At 59.4% G+C, this 16,524-nt stretch carries 10 protein-coding genes; 4 read left to right on the top strand and 6 right to left on the bottom strand.

Going from position 1 to position 16,524, the window contains the following annotated elements; genetic code table 11:
* Positions 1-35: 35 nt before the first annotated feature.
* Entirely contained in the window at positions 36-977 is a 942-nt protein-coding gene (locus tag ABIB48_RS08290) for a glycosyltransferase family 2 protein (RefSeq protein ID WP_245932003.1), read from the bottom strand.
* A gap of 563 nt (positions 978-1,540) precedes the next feature.
* On the opposite strand from ABIB48_RS08290, the gene ABIB48_RS08285 reads away from it, so the two are divergent.
* The 4 genes from ABIB48_RS08285 to ABIB48_RS08270 are packed head-to-tail and all read left to right on the top strand — an operon-like array spanning position 1,541 to position 6,583.
* Positions 1,541-2,737 (top strand): hypothetical protein, encoded by a 1,197-nt coding sequence (locus ABIB48_RS08285; RefSeq protein WP_354212697.1) that lies wholly within the window; start codon positions 1,541-1,543, stop codon positions 2,735-2,737.
* On the top strand, positions 2,722-4,179 hold the full coding sequence (locus ABIB48_RS08280) for a tyrosine-protein kinase domain-containing protein (protein ID WP_354212696.1): 1,458 nt from the start codon (positions 2,722-2,724) through the stop codon (positions 4,177-4,179). Before ABIB48_RS08285 ends, ABIB48_RS08280 begins: the two co-directional genes overlap by 16 nt.
* A gap of 2 nt (positions 4,180-4,181) precedes the next feature.
* Entirely contained in the window at positions 4,182-5,078 is an 897-nt protein-coding gene (locus tag ABIB48_RS08275; RefSeq protein ID WP_354212695.1) for an O-fucosyltransferase family protein, read from the top strand.
* A 5-nt stretch (positions 5,079-5,083) separates the two neighbouring features.
* A complete protein-coding gene (locus ABIB48_RS08270; protein ID WP_170120864.1) occupies positions 5,084-6,583 on the top strand; it encodes a lipopolysaccharide biosynthesis protein in 1,500 nt (499 codons plus the stop codon).
* 14 nt (positions 6,584-6,597) lie between these two features.
* Here ABIB48_RS08270 and ABIB48_RS08265 read toward each other — a convergent pair whose 3' ends face one another.
* The 5 genes from ABIB48_RS08265 to ABIB48_RS08245 form a co-directional block, all read right to left on the bottom strand.
* Entirely contained in the window at positions 6,598-7,902 is a 1,305-nt protein-coding gene (locus ABIB48_RS08265; protein ID WP_354212694.1) for a Coenzyme F420 hydrogenase/dehydrogenase, beta subunit C-terminal domain, read from the bottom strand.
* Positions 7,899-9,062, bottom strand: coding sequence for a polysaccharide pyruvyl transferase family protein (locus ABIB48_RS08260; protein WP_354212693.1), 1,164 nt, complete (start codon positions 9,060-9,062; stop codon positions 7,899-7,901). Before ABIB48_RS08260 ends, ABIB48_RS08265 begins: the two co-directional genes overlap by 4 nt.
* The gene (locus ABIB48_RS08255; protein ID WP_354212692.1) at positions 9,059-9,817 is read right to left on the bottom strand and encodes a CDP-alcohol phosphatidyltransferase family protein; all 759 of its coding nucleotides are present in this window, start codon (positions 9,815-9,817) and stop codon (positions 9,059-9,061) included. The genes ABIB48_RS08260 and ABIB48_RS08255 overlap by 4 nt, the downstream gene beginning before the upstream one ends.
* Before the next feature lie 80 nt (positions 9,818-9,897).
* Entirely contained in the window at positions 9,898-11,061 is a 1,164-nt protein-coding gene (locus ABIB48_RS08250; RefSeq protein WP_354212691.1) for a glycosyltransferase family 4 protein, read from the bottom strand.
* Between the two features lie 15 nt (positions 11,062-11,076).
* A complete protein-coding gene (locus ABIB48_RS08245) occupies positions 11,077-16,506 on the bottom strand; it encodes a PKD domain-containing protein (RefSeq protein WP_354212690.1) in 5,430 nt (1,809 codons plus the stop codon).
* Between the last annotated feature and the right edge of the window lie 18 nt (positions 16,507-16,524).

The following is a 16,524-nucleotide window of genomic DNA, read 5'->3' as shown; positions in this document are numbered from 1 at the left end:
GACCGGGGCCGTTTTGGCGTTATGCACCCCGGCCTCTACTGACGCGGGTGGCGGCGGTACTCACTGTAGACGTACCCGAAAGCCCCTGAGAGCATGCCCAACCCTCTGGCGACGGTCCGCATCCCCTTGGCCCGGTGGCTGATGCGCCTCACTGCAACTCCTGCAATGTAGCGCCCGCCTCCGCCTACCAGCCGTACTCCGCCGAGCCCGGCCAGCCGCACCCGGGCGGAGATTCGCTGGAGTGGGCCCGGGGCAAGTTCAAGGCAAACCCGTGCCCAGGAATTACCACTGCGCAACGCCCTTCTGAGCACCCAATCAGTGGTGAGCCGCCCTTCCGGCACCCTGTCAATCACTACTGCTTCATCGCACCACACCATTTTTGCCCCATGCTTCACCAGCTGCCGGGTAAACAAAGTATCTGATCCGCCACTGAGCCCAAACCGCTCATCAAACTCCAGGCCCAATTTGCGGATGGTGGCTAGATCCAACAGCAGATTGTTGGTGGCGGCGACACTCAGCCGGGTACCGGAGGCCATTCGCCTGCGAGTAAAAAATTCTCCCGCCTTGATCCACTCTGAGGGTTCGTGTGCGTATTCAGATAGCACCGGCCCAGCAACAGCAGTGGCTCCTGTGCTCCGCTGCACCTCCAGCAGCTGGTTGAGCCAGTTCTCCACCGGAACCTCGTCATCATCAATAAACACCAATAGGTCTGCACCGGAGGATTCCATCAATGCCCGGTTGCGGGCGGCCGAGATTCCTGGCTTGGTTTCATTGACATAACGTAACTTGGCCGTTGCCAGATCTTGGACACTTTTGCGGGCGCTGCCGTGGGGATCATTGTCAACCACCAGCACGGTGGCTTCCATGGTGGCTGAATCAGCCTGCTGCAACAGCCTAGGCAAGGCAAGTTGCAGATCCTCAGGGCGCTGATACGTCAAGACGGCAATCACCACTGAAGGGTTGGCTGGTGCCTCCACTCGCTTCTCCTCATCTTGCCGGGGCCACTGTAGATCATTCCCTCGGATGGAACGTGCATCACGGTTTGTTACAGCTCTATCATGCAGGGAAGTCTGCGGGCAATGCCCCTTCTCTGGTGATGAAATTGCCACAACAGCACCAACTGCTTCATCTGAGCGTAAACCCCAAAGTGGTGTGCTAGGCTCGCCGTATTCTGGCTCAATCCGGTAAACGCAGCGTATGGAGGGACCGCAATGATCACTGCTCTCAGGGCTTTGTGCGCCAAGCTCCTCCGTGATGAAATGTTGGCATCCAGCGCTGCCCTGTCAGTACCCGCAGCCTTCACGGTAGCTAGGTGATGCCGGTTGCGGCGGTCTACATGCCCGTCATCAAGGTTCACTGAGCCCTTTCCGTCTCTCCAACAACTCACCGGGCAACGTGCGGGGTCAACCCCATGACCGAATCCCTTATTCGCACGCCGCTTCTTCTGGGAACTGCCCTCGCAGCGCTCTTGATCCTCGTGTTCTTTTTCAGGCGGTCTCCAAAATCCATGATGACGGTATGGGCCGCCACACTTTTTTGCGTGCCCATTTGGCTGGGCGCACAGGTGGGTGTTTTCTATTCAGCCATAACCGTTGTCACCCTGTTGGTCATTGCGTCATCGTCAGTGCATGGATTCCGATTTTCCGTAGTCGATTTTCTTGTTGGTTCCTTCGCCACCTTGGTGATTCTGGGGTGGGCTTTGGGTTGGGTTCAGTGGGGCCACCTGGTGATTGTCTGCTGGGGGTGGATGATCCCTTACATGGGAGGGCGGCTCATGCCCTCCCGCGTTAACCCCCAATGGATTTACAGCTGCATTGCAACGGGGGCATTGGCAGCGTCTTGTTTGGCCATTGCCGAGTTCCTGAGCGGGAAGAATCTGTTCGTGTTAATCAAACTGAACAACAATCTCTACCAGGCCTGGCACACCTTGCGCTATCGAGGGGGCGAGCTCAGGGTAGAAGGAGCCTTTGGGCAATCCATTGCCCTTAGCGCCAGCCTGGCGATGTGTTCGGTATTCATACTTGTGGTGTGCTGGCCACAGTGGTTGAAGCTGCTCTCATTGCTTATCCTTGCCACGGCGGTAGGGCTCACCTTTAGCCGAATTGGGATGATAGTTCTGCTCTTGACCCTTGTCATCGGTTTACTCACCTTGCACCGAGAAATGCTGCCGGCGTTTCGCTGGAAAGTGGCCGGCTTTTTGGCTGCTGGTTCCCTTGTTGGCCTTCCGCTGCTGGCTGAAGTATTTTCCGCCGCCGGTAGCGAAGCCACGGGAAGTGCCGCTTACAGGGAGGAAATATTTTCCCTCTTCGATACAGCTTCCTTCCTGGGTTTGGCGAAGAGTTGGACAGCAAGTGCGGATGGAAAGATCTACTACGGTACTTTCCAATCAATTGACAGCGAGTTGGTCCTGACGGCCCTGCGGTTTGGACTCATCCCAGTGTTCTTGCTCATTGGCGCAATAATTTGCTGTGTTCTCACGGTGATGTTTAAGCGGGCCACCCCGGCAGCGGTGGCAGTGACCGGCATGATCCCAGCCTTCGCTACCGTTGCATTGATCACTCAGTACGCAACGCTGGCATGGTTTCTGGCGGGCTTGGCGGTGGCAACATATCCCCGTGCAGTTACAACTCTGGGCGCCGGAGCCCTCGCACTGACCACGCACACCCGCCCAAGCACCGCCACCACCACCGCCCCCCTGAAGGTTTATGGAGAGGAAGCACCATGGCTTCGATCATGACAGCAGGCACGGCGCGTTCAGCACGCATTATGCCCACCCTAGCCAAACGTTGGTATGTGGTGCTGGTGGCCGTTGCAGTGGCTGCGTTAGCCGCGTTTGCGCTGTCATTTACGGTGACACCTGTCTACACCTCCAGCACAACGCTGTTCTTTTCATTGCGTAGCGCTGGTTCAGCCACTGATATCAATCAAGGCTCCGCGTACACGCAAAACCAGATGCTCTCCTTTGCCCAGCTAGCGTCCTCATCCTTAGTTTTGGATCAGGTCCTGAAGGATCTTGGCCCGGCAGCCACTAAAGAGAACATTCGTCGCAGCATGAGTGTTTCGGCCCCCCAAAACACGGCTATTCTCGATATTTCAGTGGGGACCACTAACCGGGAGCTCTCGGCTAAGACAGCCAACAGCATAGCCAAGAACTTGACGGCTGCGGTGACCAAGGTTTCTCCCGATGAAAGCACCAAGCAGGGCGGAATTGTTGTCAATGTTATTGAACCTGCTGTCCCAGCACAGTTCCAGTCATCGCCCGATAAGCGAAAAAATGCCCTGTTGGGCGGCATGTTTGGTGGAGCTCTTTCTATTCTTGCCATTGCTCTGACGGTGATGCTGGATACCAGAGTCCGTTCCACCGCTGTTCTCAAGAGCATGAGCGACCGCCCACTGCTGGGCACAGTAGAGCAGAACCGGGCCAGTAATGACTCCCGGCCTGTGGCCTTGCGGGCACCAAACGGTTCTGCCACGGAAAGATTCCGCCAGATCAAAGTGGGGTTGAGATTTGCGGCGGCAAGCCATCAGATGAAAGCCATCGCCATCACTTCTGCCATCCCCTCAGAAGGCAAAACGCTCACGGGCCTGAACTTGGCAATCATCATGGCCGAAAACAAGGACCGGGTCCTGCTCATTGACGCGGATCTGCGCCGGCCAAGCGTGGCAGGATCTCTGGGATTTGAAGGCGCCGTGGGGCTGACAACGGTATTGGTTGGAGACGTGAGCTTCGATGACGCGGTCCAGCATTTGGGATCAACGTCTCTTGATGTCCTCGCCGCTGGTGCCATCCCGCCCAACCCAGCCGAACTGTTGGGCTCTGAACCCATGCGCCTCCTGCTCGAAGAAGCCAAAGCGAAGTATGACGTTGTCTTAGTGGACACCGCGCCGGTGCTGGCTGTTGCCGATGTGGCCGTCATTGCACAGTTGGTGGACTCGATTGTCTGGGTGGTGGATTCGCGAAAACTGCATCAGGCCCAACTTGACCAGGCGTCAGAGGCCCTCGACGCCACGGGTGCACACGTGGCGGGAATTATCCTCAACCGTGTCAAACCGCTGCGGCTACACGATGTCTATTACACGGAGGGGAAAGGCGAGCCAGCTCACCTCGAGAAGACCCGTGTCCCGCACAGTGTTGTCTCTGAAAGCAGCCGGGCCCACATTTCACAGGGAACGGAATAGCCATGTCTCCACTGGCCAATGATGTGTTGGGTTTGCTGAGCAATCCCGCGCTCATTGCCGTCACTGACAAGCACCATGGCTTGGGAAACCGGATCAGGGCCGTGTTGGGTGCCCGGATCCTTGCCCGTGATGAAGGGCGTGCTTTTGCTTATACGTGGCCCGTGGGGAAGGCGTTCGGTGCCGCGTTCAGCGAGCTCTGGGATTTTCAGGAACCCGTGGTGAGCACGGCGATATCACGCCTTGTTTCTCCATGCTTTCCCTATAAAGACAACAAGCTGCTCTGGCTCAATGCCGCGGCCAGGGCCCAGCGTGTATGGCAAATACGCACCGCTCACGCGCTGCTGCTGCCGCCTGACTGCACGCCGTGGGAGCAGGAGCTGCGAGCGCTGAGCCCCGCCGAGGCTGTGCGCTCAAGCATCCAATCCGCCTTCGCGGAAGGCCCCAGCGGTGTTCCGTTCATTGGGGTCATGATCCGCACCAATAGCAACGCTCATCAGGAAACACTCAAGCATTCGCCCTTGGAGTGGTATCTGCACCGCATGCGGGAGATCCGGCAATGGTGGCCGGAGGTACCTTTCTACGTTTCCGCTGACACTCCCGAGGCCTTCGCCGAGGTACAAAAGCATTTTCCTCACACTCACGGCAATGCCAACAAGGGGCCTTACAACAGTAAGCAGGCGCTCTCCTCCTCCGTTGTTGATGTGTACATGCTGGCAGCGGCCACTCATGTGCTGGGCCCCCACTATTCTTCTTTTCCGGAATTGGCGCAGCGCCTTGCCGGTCCGGAACTGCGGTTGGAAACCTCCCAAACCCCTACAGCCACCAGGCTTACGGACCGTACCGGGCTGTCCTCCCCGGCTGATCCGCTACTGCCGTACGTGCGCAGCCGGTTGGGGTGAGGGCTGTGGAACCACGAGTTGAGGAGAGCGGCCTAGGAGAAGGTCTGGGCCAAGGACTGGGCCGCCGGGCCGTTCACGGTGCAGCCGTCACCGTGGTGGGTCAAGGAGCCAAGGTCCTGCTCCAAACCTTGTCAGTTATCATTTTGGCCCGGTTGCTGAGCCCCAGCGATTACGGCTTGTTCGCCATGGTCATGGCCGTAGCGGGAGTTGCGGAGATCTTCCGGGACTTTGGCCTCTCACAGGCAGCTGTCCAAGCCAAAACGCTGTCTCGGGAACAGCGTGATCAATTGTTCTGGATCAACACCGCAATTGGTGTTGTTCTTGCCCTGAGCGTCTACTTCGGGGCGTGGCTCATAGCCGCCTTCTTCAGACACGATGAGCTGGTTCCCTTGATCCAGGCGCTCTCACTGGTGTTCTTGGTCAATGGTGCTGCCACTCAATTCCGGGCAAGCCTGACGCGCTCTCTGCGCTTTACGGCCTTGGCTGTGATTGATTTCCTCTCAACCGTGGTTGGGCTGGCGGCTGCTATTGCCTTTGCTCTTTCCGGGTTCGGTGTTTGGTCTCTTGTCCTTCAAGTGCTGATCTCCTCACTGGTTGTTTTACTAGCCTCAGTGATCTGTTCCCGCTGGCTTCCCGGACGGCCCAGGCGTGGCACCCAGATAGGTGGTTTCCTGCGTTTTGGCTGGCACATGGTGGCAACCCAGGTTGTTACGTATGTGGGAAATAACGCCGACACCGTGACAATTGGGTTGGTGTTTGGTGCTGCCCCGCTAGGTAACTACAACCGGCCCTATCAACTGGTCATGAACATTGCCAACCAGTTGCGCAGTCCTATCTCCAATGTGGCCATTCCTGTCTTGTCCAGGTTGCAGGATGCCGGCGCTAAGTACTGGGAGTTTGCACGGGTGGGCCAACTTGCCCTGGGCTACACACTAGTGGCTGGCCTTGCCGTTGCCACGGGGGCGGCCGTCCCTATCACTGACATCCTTTTGGGGCATGAGTGGGTGGCCTCAGCACCCATTTTGAGCATGCTCTCTGCCGCCGCCATCTTCCAGACGCTGGCCTACTTTGGCTACTGGATCTACGTCTCCAAGGGCATCACTAAAGCCCTGTTCAAGTTCAATTTGGTGGGTGTTGGGGTCAAGGTGGTATTTCTGGTGGTGGGTGCTTTTTGGGGCGTCAACGGTGTTGCGGCCGGCTACCTGATTTCCACGTTCTTGAAGTGGCCGCTCTCGCTGTATTGGATTGCCCGCTCAGTGGAGCAGGTGCCCATCAGAATGTTCGTGACGGGGTTCTTGCGCATGTCAGCCCTGGCCGGGCTGGGGGCCGCAAGCGCCTTCCTGGCAACTGTATTACTGGCCAACCAAGGCAGGTGGGCCCAAGTGCTGGTGGCGATGGCCGCAGCCGTACTTGTTTATGCCCTGGGACTTTTTGTCCCGGCGGTGAGGCGGGACGTGGCGGATCTGCTCTCCGCAGCTAGTAGATTGCGCAAGAAGCAGTTGTAAGCGCGCGCCTAGCGCTACTTTTGCCGGTCCAGACCCCGGCGCCGCCGGAAGGTTCCGCGCGCTGTCCGGAGGGATTCCCTGAGCCGGGGCAGGGCCAGACGCCACAGGGAAAAACCAGAAAATCGTGGCACTGATCCGCCGGCAGCCAGGGTGCCAGCCAGCCTGGCTAAAAGTGTTTCGCGGCGTTTTCGTTGCAGTGGCTGGACGGCCACCAGTTCAGCCACGTCCATTGCCTTGAGAGTGAGCACACCGGCAGCGGCTGCGGCCAGCACAAGGCTCCTGCCCCGTTCCGTGCGCGCGATCAGGGCACTAATACCGGCCCGGTCGGTAAACAGGGGGTACCCGGTGGCGTCGGTGCGCCAAAAGTCTGCGGCAGTAATGTCTGCACTCTCCCCTACCCCATCAGGACAAATCTTGCACCGCCATTGCGTGGTTGGACCGAGGTACTGACCCCACGATTCGTCATAGCTAGCGTTCCGCACTGTGCCATCGGTGTCGGTGATGGAAAAGTCTCCCGGCCACCCCTGCCCGCGGTAACGAAGTTCACTAACCCCGGCTCCTTCTGCCACCCCCAAATCAGCGGCTAGACGGTCCGTGGCATTCTGGCTGGGAGTGCCGGCACAGAAGAACGACAATAGGAGAGGGCCCTCGCCAGCAGCCGCCTCTCCCCCATCTTCTGCGCTGGCGCGTTCGCCACGGGGGCCTAGGGCACGGATGGCAGAGACCTCACACGGTTTACCCACGAAGGCTGTGCCAGCGTCCCGAGCACCGGGTACCGAGGCATTTGCCACCGGGGCGTAGCGGGAACCGGCAGCTTTGAGGGCTTGCTCCTTACTGATTATTTGTACCGGCACGGTCCTTCGCGCATTGTTCGGATCAGAGGCTGCGCCAATGACCGTTGCGGCCTGCCCGGTCTCCAAAAGCCAGGCGGCGAGTGCGCTGAGTGTGCCGCCGCTGCTGCCAGCATGGCGCACTGCTGGATCATTTGCCCACGCTTCCCAGGCCTGGACTACAGGACCGAGCTGGGCATGGCGGTGTGATCCGGGAGGCCGTTGAGCTACAACCCGGACGCCGGGGCACGCCGCAGCGAATTCGCGTTCCACATCCCTCCCCGGTCTCCCGGCAGCACCTATTGGGGTACCTGCGCGAGCCTCTGGTGGGTAAACGTCCGGACTCTTACGGATGGGCCGGAGATAGCCTTCCGCGTCCAATTCCATGGTGAGCCCTGGATCAAGTTGCACGCAGCCCCCACAACCGGAGCAATTATCTGCCTCAACTACACGTTTGATGGCGGCGTCTAGCCGTTCGTGTGGGCTCATGAAAGGGACCGCAGTGCTTGCTCGGCCCGGAGCAGCAGGCGCTGCGCATTTTCGGCTAAGGCCGCAAGATCGCCGGCCATGGCGTCTGCGCCAAGTTGGTGGAGGACTGCTGCCACAGGATCCGTGGACGTGTCCCGCAAGTCAACGGTGTGCTGCCAGCCCAGATCCCGCAGCAGCGGTTCAAACTTCCGGGAGTAGGCCAAGGGAATGGCGGGGGTACCAACCGAGAGGGCGTTGAGGCAAGCGTGCATCCGAGATCCAATGACAACGTTGCCTGATGCCACTGCGGCACGGACCTCATCAAGATCCTTAGGGATAAGCACCTCAGCCTGGCTTTGCGCACTGTTCAGGAACTCCCTGATGGCCGGAACGTCATTATCTTTACTGGTGGGCTGTTGTGTGCCCACCCCTGGGTAAGGGTCTAGGACGTGGGCCAGAAGTGTCAGCTGCCGCCCTTGTGCGAGCAGCCCATCATGCAGGCGGGTCACAATATCCCGGTAAGAGCGGAAATCAACGTGGGGGTTGGGATTCCATAGCAATCCGGAAATGTTCAGGATCACGTCCCGGCTTTTCTCTACCTGGGGGACTTCCATGGCAAAGACAACGTCCGTGCTTTGCACATCCACTGCCCGGCCCAGCCTGGCGGCTGCGTCAGCGCTTTCGGCGTCCCGGACCATGAGCACTTTGGCACGAGAGAGGGAGCCTTTGGCAAGGAGTCTGCCGCGTTTGGAGTTGAAGGGCCCCACGGTCTGCGGGCCTAGCACCAAGGGAATTCCGGCCCGGCGCACGCACGCTGCCACGGCCGTCATGATGGTATGCCGCTTCAAGCCGTAAATATCAGCGAAGCTGTCTCCTGACCGGGTATCAATGACCAGATCAAAGCCAGAGAGCCACTTCTGCATGCCGCGGCGCCCGGTGACTTGTTCACGCACCAGTGAACGCAGCCGGCCCATGGGCAGGTGCGGGGAACCGTGCCCGTAGTTCACGAAGGTGATGGCGGCGTCTGGCCACACGCGCCGCACAAGCGCTGCGGTTCCTCGGCCCAGTGCACGGACTCCCAGGTTCGGTGAACTATCGTCTGCCCAGAGGACCAGCACCTGCAAAGGCCCTGGAGCTTGAGGTTGCAGCGCGGCTGGCCCTGCCCCGGTGCCGTTCATCATGCCAGGGCCTTCATATCAGCGAACCATTTCGGCAAGGCCAGGATCAGGTAGCCCAAGTTTGCCACGAAGATCAGGGTGTAGATGACGAAGAAATACTGGGGCCAGCCGAGTAAGAGGAAAATCAGGCACAGGACGCCGTAGTCCGTGGGGAGCCCCACCAGGGAGCGAAGGGGTGTGCTGGCTTTCGGTTCGGTGAGGTTCTCGGGGCCAGGATGCCTGGCTTTGAGCTGATCGTTGAGGATGCTGGCAAAGAAGGAGACAGCTGAAACCATGCTGAAACCCAGTGGTACCAGCAGCCAACCTTGCGGGCTCAGATTGAAATGCAAGAATGCGCTCAGCAATACAGCTAAATGCAGGGTTGAGCACTTGATGCAATCGAGAACGTGGTCAAGCCACTCCCCCGCCGGTGAACCGCCGCCGCGGAGCCGGGCCACCTGACCATCGGCAGAATCGAAGGCGTAGCCGATGACCAGCAACGCTGTGACAAGGACTCCCAGCCACACTGTTGGTGGCAGCACCGCTAACAAGATGATGGCACTGAAGGTAAAGAACGCACTGATCAAGCTGACGGTGTTGGGCGCCAGCCCCAGCAGGAAAGCCGCTGCGGCCACACGCCTGCCAAGAGGCCGGTTGACATAGATGGAATAGGCTGGCGCACCGCGTCCCCGCTTTTTCTGGGCCGTTTCAAGCTGTGCCATGGTGGCACGAAAACGGCCCCGGTGCGACTGTGCATCCTCGGCCACGGATTCACTCATCTCCTGCTCGTTTCAACGATCATTGGCAATGCCCCCAGAATGAATACTGCCCGCCCCTGTAACGGGGATTACGCACCACACTAGCCCTTGGACGCGCCAAAGACACGGACTTCTCTGGGCGAGATGATCTGATCAACAATCTCGGAAAGGTAATCCGTGTAGGCGTCAACACTGTGGCGTTTTTTGGCCGTCTGTAAGTCACGGGTGAGCCGTGCCTGCATGTCAGCCCACGTGGCCATCATCTTTTGTACCGCGTTGGCCAGTGCCACGGGGTCATTTGCCTTGACCGGAGTGCCCGCTTGGTAACCGGCAATGGCTTCAATCAAGCCTGTGGTTTCACTAGCAATGACCGGCCGTCCAGCGAGGATGGCCTCGACGGCCGTATTCCCGAAGGGTTCATCCGCGCGGGAAGGCACCACAACAATGTCACTCTGTGCCACCAAGTCCCAGATCTCCTCCTTGAAGCCCCGGAAGCGTACCTTTGTCTCAAGTTCGTAGTCACGGACCTGTTCGTGGAGCTGGTCCTGGTACCACTCATAGCCGGAATAGACGGCACCAATCAGATCTAGTTCTGCATCGACACCCCGTTGCTTGAGGATTGACAGCGCGTCGATGGCCACATCCACACCTTTGCGCGGCGAGAGCCGGCCAATGTAGGCCAGCCGCAGAGGACCCGCAAGCTCAGTGCGCACCGGTTCAGGGGTGGCGGGCCCGGGAACGGCGTTGTAGAGAACTTGGATCCGGGCGCCCAGCCGCTTGAAGGAGCTCTTGATGACTCCGGCGCTGAAGTTGCTGTTGGCAACAATGGCGTCCGCTGCGAACAACGGCAACGCCAACGCTTTTCTCATCAAGGCCCCGGTTGACGCTTCACCCTCATGGACGTGGACTAGCAGTGGTATGCGGTGCATTTTTGCCAGCATGTTCCACAGCGGAATGGTGATGGTATTGACGTAGATGAGCTCGGGCTGCAGCTGCCGGATCAGCCGCGAACCTTGGGTTATGCCCCGCAGGCTCTCTGTCACGGCATGGACAAAGCCCCGTGGTGTGAAAATGCTCTTGCGCAGGATGGGGCTGGGGCAGACAAGGACTTCCGCGCCCCGGGAGCGGAGCTCCGCTTCCAGCGGGCCTGCTTCCGCCAGTGACACGAACACTGCGTGACCGCCTTGCATCATGGCGGAAACGCTTGCCAGGAAAACTCTGTCGGATCCGTAGAGTTCCGCCGTTGGGTGCACCAAGAGAATCATGGATGCTTTTCCTTCCTATTTCTGCCAAATGGAGCTGATGGGAAGCGCGGCCTTGCTGGCGTCATTGGCTGGCAAGGCAAAGGCGTCTTCCAGGGTGCACACAACGCTGAAGGGTGTGGCTGCTTCCGTGTACGTTCCCGGAAGAACCTGTTGGCCGGTGATGAGAGTGGGGATCTGCTGCCCATCAGCTGCTGCGCCCCACGTCAGGATCAGCAAACTATTGTGTTCTTGTGCCCAGGCAACGTACCCGCCAAAATTCTTCTTCAGCCAAGCATCACTGTCAGCAATGGAGCCTTGGTGCCCGTCATGGTCCAGGTTAGGAACCACGTAGGAGACAGCAGGCAGCTTGGAGAAGTCGGAAGGAAACGCCGTCAGAGGCTGGTTGGCCGAGGCCGGGACAGCGGGCCAATTCACCCACGGATTATTGACACCTGCATAGCGGCCGCTCACGCAGCCGGTGAATCCGGCGTTGGGCAGATCCTCAGCAAAACCCGTGAAAGTCTTGCCGGCGCTTGCAAGCTGGGTGGCAATGTTGTCCGTGGTGAACGCCTGAGGGCAAAGCCCACCGGCGGCGTCCTGGGTCTGCCCCGAGAACAGGCTCAGGTTATCTGGCCCAGCCACCGTCTTGGACATTGTTGCCCCGTCCTTGGCCAGCGAATTGATGAAAGGGGCTTCTTGGTTGCCCATGACATCAGCCGATGACCGCTTGCCCATCATGACCAGAACAACATGCTCAGGCGTGGGGACCTCCGCCGCAGCCGGGGCTGCCGGGGCAGGAGCAGGTGCCGGGACCGCAGGAGCAACTGGTGCAGCAGGGGCAGCAGGTGCTGCAGGAGGATCAGCGGGCGCCACCGGAGCGGGCTTAGGGGCCGGAGCAGGAGCAGGTGCGGGCTTAGCCTCCGGAACAGTAGCCGCCGGTCCGGGCTTAGCCTCCGGAGCAGGTGCAGGTGCCGGTGCGGGAGCTAGTTTAGCGTCGAGCCCGGCAGCAGCCTTGTTCGCGGCGGGGGTTTGGCTGGTAGTGACCACGTAATCATCGAAACTGGTCTGAACAGCAGCAGTAGCTGAACCGGCAAGGTACGCACCCAGCCCAACACTGCCAGCAGTTTGCAAAGCAGCAGTGCTATCCGTAGCCGACGCCAACCACGCCACAGGCTCACCCTGACCCGCCGGCCAAATCTTCCCCTGCACCGTAGTGGGCGAAGTACCCGTCACTTGCAAACGCATGGTCAAGACCATGTTCGCTGAATACGTCAGAGACGGAACCTGGACCAACTTCAACGTCACCGAATCCCGCAACAACACCAACCACACAGACCCATCAGCCTTAACCCAGGACTTCATCGAATACGAGGACGCATCCACCCGCCGCCCAGCAACACTGGCATAGTTCCCACCACCAGTAGGCACACTATTCAACGCCACCGTCACCGTAGAATCCGTATCCGTAGAAGAGACCGAACCCAACGTGGCAAACCGTGTTGAACCAGCACCCAACGGCATCTTTCCCACACCGCCAGAAACCTGGAACATCGCCGCCGAACCAGTCAAAGACCAGGCCCCACCCGTATCAGCAGAACCCCAACCATTACTGACAGTGCGCCCAAACGCATCCTTGGCCACAACATTCGCCGGCTCCACAGGATCCGCAACCACCGTCACCGACTTCGTCACAGCCGCAGAAGCAAGCCCCTGATTATCAGTGACCACCAAAGAAACCGTGTAGCTACCAGCAACAGCATAAGTATGCGCCGCCGTCGCCCCCGTCCCCGTAGACCCATCACCAAACGCCCACGCATAGGAGGCAACCGAACCATCCGCATCCGAAGAAGCCGAACCATCCACAGCAACACCCAACCCCGAAACCACCGCAGCAAACCCAGCCACCGGAGCCACATTCGCGGCGGGGGCTTGGCTGGTAGTGACCACGTAATCATCGAAACTAGTCTGAACAGCAGCAGTAGCTGAACCGGCAAGATAAGCACCCAACCCAACACTGCCAGCGGTTTGCAAAGCAGCAGTGCTATCCGTAGCCGACGCCAACCACACCCCAGGCTCACCCTGACCCGCCGGCCAAATCTTCCCCTGCACCGTAGTGGGCGAAGTACCCGTCACCTGCAACCGCAGGTTCAACACCATGTTCGCCGAATACGTCAGAGACGGAACCTGGACCAACTTCAACGTCACAGAATCCCGCAACAACACCAACCACACAGACCCATCAGCCTTAACCCAGGACTTCATCGAATACGAGGACGCATCCACCCGCCGCCCAGCAACACTGGCATAGTTCCCACCACCAGTAGGCACACTATTCAACGCCACCGTCACCGCAGAATCCGTATCCGTAGAAGAGACCGAACCCAACGTGGCAAACCGTGTTGAACCAGCACCCAACGGCATCTTTCCCACACCGCCAGAAACCTGGAACATCGCCGCCGAACCAGTCAAAGACCAGGCCCCACCCGTATCAGCAGAACCCCAACCATTACTGACAGTGCGCCCAAACGCATCCTTGGCCACAACATTCGCCGGCTCCACAGGATCCGCAACCACCGTCACCGACTTCGTCACAGCCGCAGAAGCAAGCCCCTGATTATCAGTGACCACCAAAGAAACCGTGTAGCTACCAGCAACAGCATAAGTATGCGCCGCCGTCGCCCCCGTCCCCGTAGACCCATCACCAAACGCCCACGCATACGAGGCAACCGAACCATCAGCATCCGCAGAAGCCGAACCATCCACAGCAACACCCAACCCCGAAACCACCGCAGCAAACCCAGCCACAGGAGCCACATTCGCAGCGGTTACAGTGACGGTGCGGGAGGTGGTGGCCGGAACTCCAGATCCGGTTTTAACTGTGAGCACCACGGTGTACGTTCCGGGGTTGCTGTAGTTGTGGTTAGCCTGGACGCCAGTGCCAGCTGGCGTGCCGTCACCAAAGTCCCATTGATAAGAGGCAATGGTTTGCCCTGACGGTGCTGTGGACGCCGACGCGTTGACGGCGAGCGCCAAGTTGTTCGATGTTGCTGTAAACGATGCTGTTGGCACCCCTTGACCTGTTCCCAGTGCGTAGTGTGAGGCTACTTGCGCCGCAGAGAGCGCACTGTTGTACACGGCGAAATTATCCAGTGTGCCGTTGAAGTAGTTACTGGTGGGCGCGTTGGGCCAATTTCCCAGAGTGTCTCCGCCAACCCGCCAGTAGCCCAGGTAACTTTGGGCCGTGGTTGTTTGGGCATCGCTGCCCACCACCTGCCCATCCACGTAGAGCACCATGCCGGCGCTTCCCTGAGTGGCAACTACGTGGTGCCACGCGCCGTCGTTGTAGGCAGTTGCGCTGGTCACTGTCTTTGTTGCCCCTGTGTAGACACCAAAGGACAGTGCCCCGTTGTTCAGCATGTAAACATGCCGGTCATAGCTGGAAGAAGTTCCTGAATTGCTGGAACCGTACCCCATGAGCTTGCCGCCACTGGTGGTGGTTGTCTTGAACCACAGCTCAGTGGAGAACGCGGGGCTCACTGCCACTGTGGAGGTGGAGCCAATAACACCGTTGGCGGTGCCGTTGAAGGTGGAGGCTGGTGCCGTATCCCCGGCAATGGCTCCTCCCCCGGCGGGCGTTGTTCCAACTCCGGTGCCAACCTTGCCGTCATTGCCACCAACCCAGTCAGCCGCAGCGGTGGCTGCCGGGCCGCCCAGAGGCCAGAAGAGGGAAGGGTTGTCATTGAGAACACCGCTCACATAGGGCGATGCCACAGCAGAGCCAATGGTTAGCGAGACTTGTGGACTAGAGACGCTGTTGCCATCAGGATCGGAGGCCACCACGTAGTAGCTTTGGGCCGAGCCTGGAGGGAGCCCTGTATCGGTCAGAGTGATGCTTGGCAGGTTCCAATAGGTGGATTGCACGGTGCTCGTAGCCACTGGCTGCGCCTTGCCCACCCGCATCAAGCTGTAGTTCAGGAACAGATCATCCCTGTCCCAGTTGGCCAGGATGCTCACACGTGCCGAACCTGCTGCGACGGACTTGGCCGTGGGCGTCCACGCAGTCCCTGACAGCCGCGGGCCCTGCTTTGGACCGCCCGGCGGGTTTGAGGAGAACCTGACCAGTCCCTGTTGTTGCTGGTTGTTGACGCCCACAAATTCACCGCCAACAGAGATGAAGCCACCAGTCCCAACAATGGAGAAGCCCGCCTGTCCCATGCCGGTGGCGGTCCCGGTGAGCCAATCCGGATACCAGTCCACCACAGCGGGGGCAGGGTAACCGCTCCAGTCCTTGTAAATGCTGTTGACCCACGGACTGCGGCTTAGTGTGCCCTTGGGTGCTGCCGTGGTGGCGCTGGCGTTGCGCATGTTTTGCGGCTGCTTTTGCACCATGCCACCGGCCGATTCACACGCGTGCTCATGACTGGTGGTGTAGACAGTTGTGCCGTCCGAATAAACCCCGTAATGGTCTCCGTGGCAATCGGCAATCCACCGGATGCTACCGTCTTCTGGTGCGGCGGCAAAGGTGCCTTCCAGGTTTCCCACAGTGACATCGGCATACACCCAGCCTGTTCCGTACACGGCGTTTTGATCCGTGGTGAGTCCCCAAATTCCTGCTTTGCCGGCTCCGCTGCCACTTCCCTTACCGTTTTGAATGATGGTGGGTGCCTGCCACGGAAGCAAGGCTCCTGAGGAGAGGTCAAGGGCAGCCAGCCCGCGCTGCGAAACACCGTTGATGGTGCCAAAGCGGCCTGCCGCAATCAATTTATCCTTTTGCGGGGTCAGGACCATGGCGTCCACTTGCAGATCTGAGGTGGGCGCCCAGGCAAGCAGAGCGCCGCTGGTAGTGAAGGCGGCGAAGCTCTTGCGGACAACGCCGTTGCCAGCACCGATGAGCCCGGCAACATAAACCGCAGTATTTGTCACCACAATGGCGTTGACATAGGAGCCACCCACCGCCGCCTTGAAGGTGGATAAAAGCGTGCCGCTAGCTACATCAAAGGCCGCCAGATTAAAACGGGTCTGGCCGTCAACGGATGTGAAGGAACCGCCCACGTAGAGCTGTTTTCCATCCGGGGATGCCGCGAGCGATTTCACGGTGCCGTTGATCTTGGGGGCAAAGGATGTAATGATGCCCGTCCTGATGTCATAAGCCAAAAGGTTGCTGCGCGGCATGAGGTTGGTGCCGGGGGCAGCTTCAGCCGGGCGGGCGTTGGTGAACGCGCCGCCGGCGTACACAATGTTCCCAATGATTTGTTGAGTCCACACCACCCCGGAATCGATCTGCACGGTTGGCAGCCGGTCACTCGTCACAGTGGTGGCGCTGCGCTGTTCTATGGGGGCCGGGCCAGGCAGCAGATCTGCTGCCTGCGCGGGTACCGTGAAACCCATGACAGTGAGGCTCAATGCGCCCAGCAGCGCAGCCAGGAATATGAAGGACCGTCGCAGTGCTCGGGTAATGGTTTTCATCGCTTGTCCACCTCGGTT

The organism is Arthrobacter sp. UYCu511, assembly GCF_040547105.1.
Taxonomy (GTDB): Bacteria; Actinomycetota; Actinomycetes; order Actinomycetales; family Micrococcaceae; genus Specibacter; species Specibacter psychrochitiniphilus.
This window is presented reverse-complemented; position numbering and strand designations above follow the sequence as displayed.

Bases quoted from the DNA above. Each gene is read 5' to 3' on its own strand.
- ABIB48_RS08280 (WP_354212696.1), top strand. From the start codon at position 2,722: ATGGCTTCGATCATGACAGCAGGCACGGCGCGTTCAGCACGCATTATG.
- ABIB48_RS08275 (WP_354212695.1), top strand. From the start codon at position 4,182: ATGTCTCCACTGGCCAATGATGTGTTGGGTTTGCTGAGCAATCCCGCG.
- ABIB48_RS08265 (WP_354212694.1), bottom strand. From the start codon at position 7,902: ATGAGCCCACACGAACGGCTAGACGCCGCCATCAAACGTGTAGTTGAG.
- ABIB48_RS08260 (WP_354212693.1), bottom strand. From the start codon at position 9,062: ATGATGAACGGCACCGGGGCAGGGCCAGCCGCGCTGCAACCTCAAGCT.
- ABIB48_RS08255 (WP_354212692.1), bottom strand. From the start codon at position 9,817: ATGAGTGAATCCGTGGCCGAGGATGCACAGTCGCACCGGGGCCGTTTT.
- ABIB48_RS08250 (WP_354212691.1), bottom strand. From the start codon at position 11,061: ATGATTCTCTTGGTGCACCCAACGGCGGAACTCTACGGATCCGACAGA.
- ABIB48_RS08245 (WP_354212690.1), bottom strand. From the start codon at position 16,506: ATGAAAACCATTACCCGAGCACTGCGACGGTCCTTCATATTCCTGGCT.